The sequence below is a fragment of the uncultured Chloroflexus sp. genome (genome assembly GCF_937129525.1).
GTDB lineage: Bacteria > Chloroflexota > Chloroflexia > Chloroflexales > Chloroflexaceae > Chloroflexus.
Map to the genome: position 1 here is coordinate 46,188 of NZ_CAKZNK010000051.1, position 12,766 is coordinate 58,953.

Below are 12,766 nucleotides of genomic sequence, written 5' to 3' on the forward strand. Positions count from 1 at the left end.
TAGTCAGAGTGACGGGTATGGAACAGGTGCCTGCCAATGCTATTGGGTCATCCACCCCATCCCTTTGAGAGTTGGGTCTCTTCGCCGGGCTTGCGTTTAGGCAAGCGATAAATAAAGCGCACGATCTGATCGGCGGCGACAAACATGATGATCAATGCCTGCACGATCTTGATCACATCAATTGACAAACTGGCGCGCACCTGCATCAACCGCGCGCCGGTGAGCAAGCCGCCCCAGAGCAAACCGGAAAAAATGATACCAACCGGGTTCGCGCGCGCCAGGAGCGCCACGGCAATTGCATCAAAGCCGAGGCCCGAGAAGAAGTCGGCACTGAGCGAACCGCGCACGCCGGTCACTTCGATGGCGCCGGCCACGCCGGCCAGGGCGCCGGCGAATGCCATCGCCAGCACAATCGTGCGTGGCACGCTAATCCCGGCGTAACGGGCAGCATTCGGATTAACGCCGGCAGTGCGCATCTCAAAGCCGATGGTAGTGCGATATAGCAGCCATGCGATGACGAAGACCAGCACAAGCGCCAGTGGAATACCCAGATGCAGGATGGTTGAACTGCCTACCTGAATGCCAGGTAAACGAGCTGTTTCAGCAATCAGGCGTGAGCGAGCGCCGGTCGTGTCTTCGGGATCGCCCAGGATATAAGGAGTTTTACTGCGGATCAGCCAGTCGGTCATGCGCAAGGCAATATAGTTGAGCATGATCGTATTGATCACTTCATGCGCGCCGGTGCGGGCTTTGAGAAAACCGGCAATCGCGGCCCAGGCCGCGCCGCCGAGGGCGCCGGCAATCAACGTCGCCGGGATGTGGAAAATAGCCGGCATTTGCAACGTTGTGCCGATCACAACCGAGGCGACTGCCCCGGCGTACAGTTGCCCTTCGGCGCCAATGTTAAACAGGCCGGCTTTAAAGGCCAGTGCCACGCATAGACCGCAAATGATAAATGGGGTGGAACGGACAACCGTATCAGCGAGCGCTCGCGGCGAGCCAAAAGCGCCTTCCCAAAGACCGATATATGCCGCTCGCCAGTCAGCGCCGGTGATACCGATGATAAAAGCGCCAACAACCAGTGCGCTAAACACTGCCAGGATTGGAACCAAGATACCCGACCAGCGATCCCAAAATTGGCGGATCACCGAGGAGCGAATCGCCGTTTCGGTGGCTACCTGCGCCATGACATTCTCCCCAACTGCGTGAAGATGATCGCTATGCTATGCCTCAACCGGTACGGAACGATCAAGAGTAGCGCCGGCCATTAATAGCCCTAACTCTTCGCGGGAAAGTTCGCCATTTTTGACGGTGGCGACAATCTGGCCGTGGTACATCACCGCAATCCGGTCGGCCAGAGACAGGATTTCATCGAGTTCGGCTGAGATCAGGAGCACGGCGACGCCTTCATCACGCTTTTTGACAATCTGGTTATGGATAAACTCAATGGAGCCAACGTCAATCCCACGAGTGGGTTGTGATGCGATCAAGAGTTTGAGCGAGCGCGTAAACTCGCGGGCAACGATCAGCTTTTGCTGGTTGCCACCGCTGAGTGAGCTGGCTGGCACGTGAATGCTCGGTGTGCGCACATCGAATTCTTCAACCAGGCGCGCGCAATGCTGATTGATCGCCTGATCGTTGCGCACAACACCGCGGGCGAACGGCGGTAAATAATACAACTCCAGCACAGAGTTGTCGGTCAGCGGGTACGAGGTGACCAGCCCATCACGTTGACGATCTTCGGGAATGTGGGCTACCCCCAATTCGCTAATCTGGCGTGGGGTGGCGTTAGTCACATCAACGCCAGCGATTCGGACTGTGCCGGCTTCGCTGGGTCGCAGACCGGTTAATGCCGCCACCAATTCAGTCTGGCCATTGCCTTGCACGCCGGCGATACCGAGAATTTCGCCGGCACGCACTTCGAGATCAACGCCTTTGACGGCCAGCAGGCGACGATCGTCGCGCACCTGCAAGCCGCGCACTTCGAGCACAGGCGCTCCCGGTCGAGCCGGTTGCTTCTCAACCTTCAGAATCACCTCGCGCCCCACCATCATTGCCGCCAGGCTCGCTTCGGTCGCTTCTGCCGGCGTGGTCTCGCCAACCACCTTGCCGCCGCGCAGCACAATGATCCGGTCGGCTACTTCAAGCACCTCGCGGAGTTTGTGGGTGATAAAGATGATTGATGCGCCTTGCGCCGTCAGCGTGCGCATCACCCGCACCAGATCATCAGCCTCTTGTGGGGTCAGAACAGCAGTTGGCTCATCGAGGATCAGAATATCGGCGTTGCGGTACAGAGCTTTGATGATCTCAACTCGTTGTTGCACACCAACATCGAGATCGGCAACAAGAGCGTCGGGATCGACGGCAAGACCGTATTGCTCAGAGATAGCGCGGATACGCTCAGCAGCTTTTTTACGATCAAGAAAGGGGCCATTGGTCACTTCATTCCCGAGAATAATGTTCTCGGTCACAGTCATTACCGGCACGAGCTGGAAGTGCTGATGCACCATGCCGATCCCGCGAGCAATCGATTCGTGGGGGCTGGTGATGCGAATTGGCTCGCCTTTGACGAAGATTTCTCCTTGATCTTGATGGTACAACCCGTAAAGAATGTTCATTAAGGTTGACTTTCCGGCGCCATTTTCACCGAGTAGGGCGAGCACTTCACCTTTATGAAGTTTCAATGATACGTTATCATTGGCAACGACACCGGGAAAGCGTTTGGTTATGCCGCGGGCTTCAAGCACAACCGGACGTTCTTGGCCATTCTGCGTCACAGGCGACCTCGTTACGGGCGTATCATACGGATGAGCAAGCGCGACAGTCTTATCGCTCTGCCGGAAACATGGAGTATTGTAGCATATTCTGACGGTTCTTTCGGCAACGGTTTGACAGCCTGCGTTTGCGCGTTGTATGCCAGTTGTTGGGTTAAATGCCCAGCTCGGCGCGCAGGCTGGATTGCGCTTGTTCAATCGTCTTCACCAGCATCATTTGCGCTTCTGGTGGGAGAAAGGTTGCGCGGGCGGCAGTGCGCGTCATGGCGCAGAAGTCGTCGGCGGTGAAGTTGAGATATTGCGCCGCGCGGCGAAACTCTTCGGTGATGGTAGTCTCGAAGAACGTGGGATCATCGGAATTGATGGTCACCGGCACACCGGCTTCGTACAGTTGACGGAGGGGATGGCTGGGCCATCCCGCAACGGCTCTGGTGCGGATGTTACTGCTCGGGCAAACATCGAGCACAATGCCGCGCGCAGCCAGTGTTGTAACCAGTTCTGGATCATCGATACTGCGAATGCCGTGACCGATCCGACTGACTTCCAGCACATCAATGGCGCCCCAGACACTGGCCGGCCCGACCACTTCGCCAGCATGCGCCATCACTCCCAATCCGGCGTTGCGCGCTGTGGTGAAGAGAGCCGCAAATTCTTCGGGTGGATGCCCGATTTCATTCCCGCCAATCGACCAGCCGACCACACCAAGCGAACGGCAGGCAATTGCTGTTTCAAGGATTGGCCAGGCCGCTTCTGCTCCATACTGACGACCATAATCGAGCACAATCCCGACGCGCGGGCCGTTGTAACGGGCAGCGCGGGCGAATCCAGCCGCAGCGCCAGCCAGTACTTCGCGCAAATCCAGGCCACGCCGCACATGTTGCATCGGTGAAATCATAACCTCGGCGTACACAACATTTTGGGCTGCGAGGCTCAGTCCAAGTTCGTAAGCCAGCAGTTCAAAATCTTCGCCATGGATGACGGTGGCAGCCAGCGCCATAAACGTATCGAGGAAGGCATGAAAATCGTCGTAATGGAAGAGAGCCTGCAATTCCTGTTCGGTGCTGGCCGGAATCGGGATGCCATTGCGCCTGCTCAAGGTCAGAAAGGTTTGCGGCGCAACTGATCCTTCGAGGTGCAGATGCAATTCGACTTTGGGCATCCGGGCAATAAAGCTCTCAAGCGTTGGCGATACCATGCTGCGCTCCTTGTACGGAGAGCGGATTTACGCCATATTTTACCGGATGTAGGAGAGGAAAATGGCGCAATCGGCGCAAAAGCGCTTGATATTTGTGTCGCGCGCGGAAGCAACAGGTTGCGCGGGCGCAGAGCGTATGTGGCAGCTCCTTTACCCGGCAAACTGCGGCTTGAGCGATGAAGGTATATCTGGCAGCATTTTGCCGGATGACAGGCATCATCCGCAGCGCCGGTGAGATAGCCTGGGATGGGCAAAGATCACAAAGAACATCGATCAGTTATTGCTAATCCCGCTTGCGCGCAGCCGTTCGGCATTATCGTAGACGATCAGCGCCTCGATAATCTTATCCAGCTCCCCATCAAGCACTGCCGGCAGGTTCGAGAAGTTCTGACCAATGCGGTGGTCGGTGATGCGGTCTTGCGGAAAATTGTAGGTGCGAATCTTTTCGGCGCGTTCACCGGTGCCAACCTGTGCCAGCCGCGAGGCGCCAATTTCGCGTTGCCGCTTCTCTTGTTCGCGAGCGTAGAGCCGGGCACGCAGCACAGTCATTGCCCGTTCGCGGTTCTGGATCTGCGAGCGGCCATCCTGGCAGGTAACAACAATCTCTTCAGGAGTGCCTGGCTTGTAGACAATGCGTACTGCCGAGTCGGTTGTGTTGACCCCTTGCCCGCCGTGGCCGGCGCTGCGGAACACATCGATACGCAGATCTTCTGGCTTGATCTCGATCTCGGCTTCTTCGACTTCGGGTAGCACGGCGACGGTTGCAGTCGAGGTATGGATGCGACCCCGCGCTTCGGTGGCCGGCACGCGCTGCACCCGATGCACGCCACCTTCGTATTTCAACTGGCTGTATGCGCCTTCGCCGTGGATCTGGAAGATCACCTCTTTGATGCCGCCGATTCCGTTTTCGGTTAAGCTGTCAACTTCTACCTTCCAGCCGCGCGACTCGGCGAAACGGGTGTACATACGGAAGAGGTCGGCGGCAAACAGGGCCGCTTCATCGCCACCTTCGCCCTGCCGAATCTCCATAATCACGTCTTTCGAGTCATTAGGATCGCGCGGTAGCAGCAACAGTTTCAGTTGTTCTTCCAGCGCAGCGAGTCGTTTGCGCTGCGTCTCCAGCTCTTCTTGAGCCAGCGCGCGCAATTCAGGATCACTCTCGCCTAGCATCGATTCTGCCTCGGCAATTGCGCGCTCGGTGGCCTGATATTCACGATACGTGGCAACAATGTCTTCTAATTCACGCTGTTCGCGCGCGTATTGTTGCAGAAGGGTGACATTGGTTGCCACTTCTGGTTGGGCCATTAATTCAGTTAATTCATCGTAGCGCGCAGCAACCGCAGCCAGTTTGTCAAACATAATTGTCTATTCCACTGCCCGAATCGAAATATTTGATCAAGGCTGATTATAGTACCTGTTCGTCTCGTAAAGTGTGTAGACTGATGGCAATCAGCGCTAGTCGTCTTGCAGACTATGGCTCGCATCGCGCCAGCAGTTCTAACAGATAGCCAATGGCACAATGCGCAAATCACAACAGAACGCATCGTGCCATCGGGAGGACGGTCATTACAATCCCATAGCGGCGGCTTTGGCCAGCTTCTTGCGGCGATTTCGCTCGGCGCGGCGGCGCTTCTCTTTGCGCTGCTCGCTCTTCGAGATAAAGTGCATCTTCTCGCGATAGGTCTTGGTGATCCGCTCGGCGACGACACCCTTATTAAAGCGGCGAATCAGTTGCTCAACGGTTTCGCCTTCACGACGCTCAACTCGCATAGCGCTGCTGGATCGGCGGCACGGCGACCGGTACACGGCACGGAACCACTCGCTGGCGTGGGGCAACGCCCGGTTCCATGGTCGTATCCGCGATCCTCTGCTATCACCTCCTTCGCTGTAGATTTGGTGCGCCCCTCATTACGACAAAATCATCGTTCCTGACACCAATATGACAGTATAACGGAAGGTACGTAGATGCGCAACTGGTCTGGCAGAATAATGGTTTCTACCGGCTCGATGCTGCCTGAACCCGACGCGGCTGTTCATATGCCGGCGAACTGACGCTAGCGCTCCGGTTTCGACTTGAGGCGAATATGCGATCGATTCCAGCGCAGGATTGAGCTACATTTATTCTCTGTGATCCATCAAATTGCTCTACATCACCGGCGCATGACCTTTTGCTGACCTCTTTGCCCCGCGAGAAGTTGTTCATCAGCAACAAAACTTCTGCGCAGAGTCAGTAGTGAGGAAAGAAACAGGGCAGATTACGTCTCGGTTGGTTCCGTTAGCAGCGGATGCGACATCACAAACATGCGGCGCTTCACCCGACCCTCGCCGGGTGAGTTTGCTTCCAGTGAGCGCAAGATGGCATAAATGGTCTCACGCGCCTCAAGAAACTCCTCTTCTGTAGCGTAAAAGAAGTGATCGCGCGCGGCAATATTGTTTACAGCCGGTTTGCCTGCTTCCAGCGCATATTCCGCCAGCGCTTGCGCCACGCCGGAACCGTACAGCCGCACGTGATCGGCAAATTGTTGCAGACCTTCCGGTGTGTCAAGACTGGCCGGATCGATTAACCCGGAAACTGCCATGTAAAAGCGCTCTTCGATGCCGTGAACGTAACGAACCCGCGTTACCTGGACAATGCCGGCGTCGAGCATCAGGCGAATATGCCGGTATAGCGAAGGTTTGGGTACATCGGCCAGGTGTTGGGCCAACTGGTTGATGGACATTTCTGTGTGATTGAGCGTTTGAAAGATCCGCATTCGCACCGGATGATTGATAATCGCAAAGTTCCTGAGAGTCATGTGCCTCCTTGCAACAATATGTCGATCATTATCAAAAATAATAACAAAGATGATCCCCCTGGTCAAGCAGGCGGCAGAAGTTGCTATTTCCTTTCGGCGATCAGCGGCGCAGCGGTTCTGTGCCAGCGCTGTCTGCCGGATATTGTGGCGGGGCGATCTGGTCTGATCCGCGCTCACCGGTTTGCTTTGTCGCTGGTCCAGGATTGTTTCGTATCTTCGGCAAGGTATCCGCCACGCGGCGCCAGAGGTGAAGTTGAAGAGGTGTGTGTACATCCAGCCTGCGCATCTGTCTGCCAGATCGCAGATTGCGCTGCGACCTGTGTTAAACCAGGTCGCAGCGCTTTTCATGTTCCGATAGTTTAGTGGTTATCCTACCAGCGCGCCGGGTTTTTAATTTGTCATGCGCGCATGGTAGACACCTTCCCGGCAGGCAATCAAAAATGGCCTGCGGGAAAGGGCAGCCGATCAGCTCAGTTTGCGCAGCAATGCCCCGCCGAACGCTGGTAACGTTACCCAACCACGATCAGCCTCGGCGGTTTGGGTGGTCAGCATCACTTCCCAGCGTCCGGTGGGCAGTGGGATTGTTCCGGTATGTGGCGCGTTGTTGAGCGCGACCAGCCAGGTTTCGCCGTTGGCGGCGCAGGTGTAGGCCAGTTGTCCGCGTTGATCATCGAGGTGTGTAAACGCTCGTTGACCGCGCCAGATCGAGGTGGTAGCGCGGCGGAGCGCGCCTAGTTGGCGGTAAAAGCGCAGCAGGTCACGGTCTTGATCGTCGCCCCATAGCATCGGCAGGCGTGATTCTTCGGGATGGCCGCTGCCGTCGGCGTGCCGCACATCGAGACGCTGGCTCAGCCCGACCTCAGTGCCGTAATAGAGCACCGGCGGATGCGGAAGCGTATACTGGCAAAGTGCAGCCAGTCGCAACCGACGGGTATCGCCGCGCGTTATCCAGAGAAAACGGTTCATGTCGTGATTGTCGAGAAAGCTCGGCAGCGCGAATCCCGACGGAAAGTAGGCCAGGTGTCGGTTGAGAAAGACGGCGAAGCTGCTGGCGCTTGTCTCATCAAAGGCGAAAAAGCGTCGTATTGCCTGCAAGAGCAGGAAATCGAGACACCCGTCCAATCGGCCTGTATACGACCGCAACACTTCAGCAGTATCGACCGCTTCTCCCAGCAAGACGCAATCGGGTTTGACAGCGCGCATCGCCGCTCGAAAGGCTGTCCAGAAGTCGTGTGAAGGACCGATGGTGTAATCGAGCCGGTAACCGTCAACCCCCTGTTCGAGCCAGAAGCGCGCAGCGTCGATCATAAAGTGGCGCGCAGGTGGGTGATCGAGGTCGAGTTGCGGGAGCTCGGCTACTCCGAAGAATGAGACATACCGGTCTGGATACCGGGTAAAGATGAACCAGTCTCGTTCCGGGCTGGTCGGGTCATTGATGGCACGCTGAAAGATCGGGTGCCGATTCGAGAAGTGGTTGGCTGTGTAGTCGAAGATCACTCGCATGCCGCGATCGTGGGCCGCAGCGATCAGGGCTTGCAAATCGGAAAGGGAACCCAGTCGCGGTTCAACGCTGTAGTAGTCGGTGGCATCGTAGCCGTGGTGCGAGGGTGATGGAAAGAGCGGTGAGAGCCAGATCGCGGTTGCGCCAAGGCTGGCGATGTAGTCAAGGTTGGCGGTAATGCCGGCCAGGGTACCGCCATAAATGCCCATCGGGGTTGGCGGGTTGGCAAACTGTCGTCCTGGGCCGGGATGGAACCGGTCAATGAAGACATGGTAAATGAGCGCCTCATCAAGCCATGTTGGCGCGCCTTCATCGCCAACCCGGTAGGCGCAGGTGCGGGGCCGGCGATAGAAAGTGAGGTTGAACTCGGTTCCTATCTCGCGCAGATAGTGGTCGCCGGGGCCAGGTTGACCGACAACACTCCCGTCGCCTTCGGTAGCACCGATAACTTCGCTGTACCAGATCGATCCTTCACCTTCGCTCAGCCAGGCCTCGATGCGATAGCGCACAACCGTGCCTGCCGGTTGCGGTGGCAGCTCTGCCACCCACTCTTCCGCATACCCCCAGAGCAGCGTATCCCATTGGCTGGCAAGCCGTTGCCCGGCTACCACTGCGCTTCCCGGCGCCGGAATGCCGCGTTGACCGGATGGTTCGCTCCCATCAGTGGTGTAGTAGACACTGACGCGATCGACGGTAATCGTCGGGCCAAGCGTCACAAACAGGCGTACCGCATCGCCGGCCTGCGGCGCAGCCGGTTCCATGCGATAGCGGTGGGAAATACCGGCCATTTCGGCTCGCACATAACCGAGACGGCGGCTATCGGTCGCCATTGTCCCGAAGATGAAGTCGGCAGAGACGTGAATCTGTTCCACAGTGAATGGTTCCTTGTCTGGTTACTGAACGATTGATGCTGATGCAACGATACATCACGCCGGTCTGAAACTTTGAGGTCGGCAACTACACAGGCTGTCAGAGACGCCGATCACCCCTTCACGCCACCCAGGGTCAGGCCACCGATGATATACCGTTGCAGCAACAGATAGACAATTGCTACCGGTAGTGAGAGCAAGATTGAGAAAGCGGCGAACCGCGACCAGGGGATTTGCCCGGCGTACTGACCGGTCATATTGTAGAGCGACATCGCCAGGGTAAAGTCTTTCGGATCGGTCAGAAACTGCCAGGACAGAAAGAATTCCGTCCAGCCGCCGGTAAAACCGAGGAAACCGGTCACAGCCAGCGCCGGTGTTGATAGCGGCAATACAATCTGGAAAAAGACCTGACTGGGAGAAGCGCCGTCGATGATTGCAGCCTCTTCTAGTTCTTTGGGAATGGTATCGAGATACCCTTTCAGGTTCCAGATTGCGAAGGGTAACGCGCCGGAGACCATCGCAATCCCGACGCCGAGCAACGAGTTTCGCAAGATGAACACATCGCTGCGTGCCGGCGATAAGCCGCTATAGATTAATCCAAGACTGATCGCCAGGCCGACGGCGCCAAAGAAATAGTTACCCGGCCCGGCGGAACCGAGGCGGATGGCCGGCGCAACGGCGAAGATGGTCAGCCCAAGCAGCATCAATCCGGCCAGCGTCAAGACAATGCTCATAATTGCGCTACTGATGCGAATGCTATTGAGCAGCGCAAAGAGCGGAGCGATTGTCGCCACGCTGGGCAAGACGGTAATTGCCAGCACTGCAATCATCATAAACTGCCGGCCCGGAAACTTAAACCGCGAGAAGGCATACGCGGCACTAACGCCGATCAGCAATGAAAAAGCTGAAACGCCGCCGGCCAGGCGCAGGCTGTTGAAGGCCAGTTCGGTAAAGGTCACCGGATTAGCGGTAGGTCGGTCGAGTACCTGCAAGTAGGCCTGCAACGATGCGCCGGGAGGAATCAGGTTCAGCTCGGTTGGACGCGAGATGTTGCGTGGATCGAGCGACATGCTGACAATCCAGAGCACCGGGAAGAGGACGGTGGCCGCGATAAACAGGCAGATCGCCTGCAATACCAACTGCTGCCACCACTTTAAGCGGCGTCCGGCGGCGGTGCTGCCTGCGCGGCGGGAAGGAGCGGTGACACTAGACATCGTAGCTCTCCGTAGCGCGTGAAATCTTATTGGTAATCAAGAAGATTGGGATCAAAACGAGCGCAATGATGACCGAGAACGCAGCCGCTACTCCGTAAAGCTGGTTCACATTGATTAGCTTAAAGGCCTGCGTCACCATAATCTCAGTGCGACCGAGCGGCCCGCCACCACTCATAAAGTAGATGACGTGGAAAAGGTTGAACGTAGTGACAATCCCAACCATTGCAGCCGGCACCATTGCCGGGCGCAGCAAGGGGAGCGTAATCCGCCAGAATTGCTGCATACCGGTGGCGCCATCGATACTGGCCGCCTCGTACATCTCTTTCGGGATGGATTGCAGCGCGCCGGTGGCCACAATTGTCATAAAAGGCCACCCTAGCCAGATATTGGCGATCAGCATTGCGTAGTAGCTAAGCGGCAACCCAATGCCGGGGATCGGATCCTGAATCTGATTGAACCAGCGGATCTGGACTGGATCGAAACCAAACGGTGTAATAAAGAGATTGATTAACTGATTAATCGAGCCATACTGATCGTCAAACATGTTGCGCCAGACGGTTGCCACGACGATATTGGGCAAGACCATGGGAAGAATATAGATAGCGCGGTAGATTTTTCGTCCCCATAATCCTTCAACGTTCAGCAAAACAGCAATAATAATTCCCAGCGCAACGTGAAAACCGACATTTGAGAACGTCCACCACAAGTTGAAGGTAAGCAGGCGCCAAAAGTCGAAATTACCGCCAAGGCGAGCCACGAATTGCGGATTGTTGGTAATGATGTCAAGATAATTTTTGAACCCGACAAATTGAGCCGGTCGATAGTTGGGTGGGGTTGTTCCTCCCGGCCCAAAGGGATTGAGCGTCTGCTTGCCCTCCTCCTTGATCACTCCATAGTCGGTAAACGACATCCAGACCTGAAAAGCCAGCGGGTAGAAGGTAACGATCATCATAATCACCAGCGCCGGCAGCAGGTAAACAAGCGGGGTGCGAAGCTGTTTCCACCCCTCGCGCAGAGCTGAGCGCGGCGCGCGCGCGACCGGTGACACCAGCTCTGGATTCGTGGTTGCCATGCGGCTTCCTCCCTGCGGTTCGATAATTCTTTCGGTGGTGTGTATGATAACACTGCCAGACCCTCGCTGAAAGAGGGCCTGGCAGGAATATGATGATCTTACTTGCCGTTAGCGGTGTTCATCAGCGCGCAGGCTTCGGCCACTGCCGCTGCCGGATCGGCGCCGCCGTCAAGTACCTTCGTCATGGCGTCGCCAAACGGCCCCCAGTAGTTGTCAAGTTCGGGGATCTGCGGTCGGGGCACGCCGGTAGCCGAGGCCTGGGCAAAGGCTTCGACTAGCGGATCGCTGATCGACACCTTCGTGCTTACCGGCACGTGACCGGCTTCATCAACATACACCTTCATCGACTCGGGGCTGGTTAAAAACATCGCCAATGCAACCGCTCCCGCTACGTTTTGGCTGTTGATGCTGACGTAGAAGCCATCGACGCCGGTCAGCGGGCCAGCCGGGCGAGTCGCCCCTGGCATTGGGGCAACCCCAAGATTGTCACCCAGCACAGCTCGATAGTCACCCAACACCCATGGGCCGTTGATGATCATATCGGCCTTGCCGTCCTTGAAGAGTGAGTCAGCCTGCCCGCCGTCGGTCGAGAACGTGACAGTGGGCACTTCCTTCAGCGCCTTGAGGTACGCAAACCACTCGGCGCCACCAGCCTGATCGGCAATGCACTTGCCGTTGGCATCCATCAGTTGACCGCCAAAGGCCTGCAACCAGCCAAAGTTGTGATAAGCGTTCTGGTTGAGCACCAGCGTATTGCCACCCTTGACCAGCGCCAGCAGCTCGTCAGTGGTTGCCGGTGGATTAGCCACTTTGCTCTTGTTGTAGTACAGGGCAACTGCCTTAAACGACTCAGGGATTCCGTACAGTTTGCCGTTGAGCGACATACCGGCTACGCCGGTAGGCGCAACATCGGTCAACATACTCTGATATTCGCTCAAATCGGCTAATACACCGGCCCGAATCTGGCTACCCAGGCTGTCGTTGGGCGCAATAAACATATCGGGGCCGCCACCGGAAGAAACTTCATTGTTGAACTTGTTGAAGATCTGGTCAAAGGGGATCTGCAGGACATTGATCGTTGCTTGCGGATAGGCAGCGCGCGCGCGGTCGATCAAGACGTTAATAGCTTTTTCTTCGGCGCTGCCCGTGCCATAGGCATGCCAGAGAGTCACTGTGCCGGTAATGGCCATCCCGCCGGCAGCAGGTTCGGCAGGAGCTGCTGTTGGTTGGGCAGGAGCAGCGGTTGGTTGAACAGCGGGGGTAGTTCCACAGGCGGCAAGAAACGTGGCGAACAAAGCCAGCAGTGCGATCAGCGAAAACGAGAGGCGCTTCACGATTGCTCTCCT

10 protein-coding genes are annotated in these 12,766 nt (G+C 56.7%); all 10 read right to left on the minus strand.

What is annotated here, in order from left to right; genetic code table 11:
• Window positions 1–47: 47 nt before the first annotated feature.
• The 10 genes from Q0650_RS05640 to Q0650_RS05685 all read right to left on the minus strand — a co-directional run bounded on the left by Q0650_RS05640 (window position 48) and on the right by Q0650_RS05685 (window position 12,754).
• Window positions 48–1,187 carry an ABC transporter permease gene (locus tag Q0650_RS05640; RefSeq protein WP_298816773.1) on the minus strand — a complete coding sequence of 380 codons (1,140 nt, stop codon included), beginning with the start codon at window positions 1,185–1,187 and terminating at the stop codon, window positions 48–50.
• Window positions 1,188–1,223: 36 nt separating this feature from the next.
• Window positions 1,224–2,777 (minus strand): ABC transporter ATP-binding protein, encoded by a 1,554-nt coding sequence (locus Q0650_RS05645; RefSeq protein ID WP_298816775.1) that lies wholly within the window; start codon window positions 2,775–2,777, stop codon window positions 1,224–1,226.
• Between the two features lie 151 nt (window positions 2,778–2,928).
• Complete coding sequence (add, locus tag Q0650_RS05650) at window positions 2,929–3,969, minus strand: adenosine deaminase (RefSeq protein WP_298816777.1); 1,041 nt, start codon at window positions 3,967–3,969, stop codon at window positions 2,929–2,931.
• 273 nt (window positions 3,970–4,242) lie between these two features.
• Complete coding sequence (gene prfA, locus Q0650_RS05655) at window positions 4,243–5,328, minus strand: peptide chain release factor 1 (RefSeq protein ID WP_298816779.1); 1,086 nt, start codon at window positions 5,326–5,328, stop codon at window positions 4,243–4,245.
• Between the two features lie 207 nt (window positions 5,329–5,535).
• The gene (gene rpsU, locus Q0650_RS05660) at window positions 5,536–5,739 is read right to left on the minus strand and encodes a 30S ribosomal protein S21 (RefSeq protein ID WP_298816781.1); all 204 of its coding nucleotides are present in this window, start codon (window positions 5,737–5,739) and stop codon (window positions 5,536–5,538) included.
• 485 nt (window positions 5,740–6,224) lie between these two features.
• Window positions 6,225–6,764 (minus strand): helix-turn-helix domain-containing protein, encoded by a 540-nt coding sequence (locus Q0650_RS05665; RefSeq protein WP_298816782.1) that lies wholly within the window; start codon window positions 6,762–6,764, stop codon window positions 6,225–6,227.
• 465 nt (window positions 6,765–7,229) lie between these two features.
• Window positions 7,230–9,137 carry an alpha-amylase family glycosyl hydrolase gene (locus Q0650_RS05670; protein ID WP_298816784.1) on the minus strand — a complete coding sequence of 636 codons (1,908 nt, stop codon included), beginning with the start codon at window positions 9,135–9,137 and terminating at the stop codon, window positions 7,230–7,232.
• A gap of 110 nt (window positions 9,138–9,247) precedes the next feature.
• On the minus strand, window positions 9,248–10,348 hold the full coding sequence (locus Q0650_RS05675) for a sugar ABC transporter permease (protein WP_298816786.1): 1,101 nt from the start codon (window positions 10,346–10,348) through the stop codon (window positions 9,248–9,250).
• Window positions 10,341–11,420: a carbohydrate ABC transporter permease gene (locus Q0650_RS05680; RefSeq protein ID WP_298816788.1), complete on the minus strand. Its 1,080-nt coding sequence runs from the start codon at window positions 11,418–11,420 to the stop codon at window positions 10,341–10,343. The genes Q0650_RS05675 and Q0650_RS05680 overlap by 8 nt, the downstream gene beginning before the upstream one ends.
• 98 nt (window positions 11,421–11,518) lie before the next feature.
• Window positions 11,519–12,754, minus strand: a complete 1,236-nt coding sequence (locus Q0650_RS05685; RefSeq protein WP_298816790.1) for an extracellular solute-binding protein — start codon at window positions 12,752–12,754, stop codon at window positions 11,519–11,521.
• Window positions 12,755–12,766: the final 12 nt, after the last annotated feature.

Bases quoted from the DNA above. Each gene is read 5' to 3' on its own strand.
- rpsU (WP_298816781.1), bottom strand. From the start codon at position 5,739: ATGCGAGTTGAGCGTCGTGAAGGCGAAACCGTTGAGCAACTGATTCGC.
- Q0650_RS05680 (WP_298816788.1), bottom strand. From the start codon at position 11,420: ATGGCAACCACGAATCCAGAGCTGGTGTCACCGGTCGCGCGCGCGCCG.
- add (WP_298816777.1), bottom strand. From the start codon at position 3,969: ATGGTATCGCCAACGCTTGAGAGCTTTATTGCCCGGATGCCCAAAGTC.
- Q0650_RS05640 (WP_298816773.1), bottom strand. From the start codon at position 1,187: ATGGCGCAGGTAGCCACCGAAACGGCGATTCGCTCCTCGGTGATCCGC.
- Q0650_RS05675 (WP_298816786.1), bottom strand. From the start codon at position 10,348: ATGTCTAGTGTCACCGCTCCTTCCCGCCGCGCAGGCAGCACCGCCGCC.
- Q0650_RS05665 (WP_298816782.1), bottom strand. From the start codon at position 6,764: ATGACTCTCAGGAACTTTGCGATTATCAATCATCCGGTGCGAATGCGG.
- prfA (WP_298816779.1), bottom strand. From the start codon at position 5,328: ATGTTTGACAAACTGGCTGCGGTTGCTGCGCGCTACGATGAATTAACT.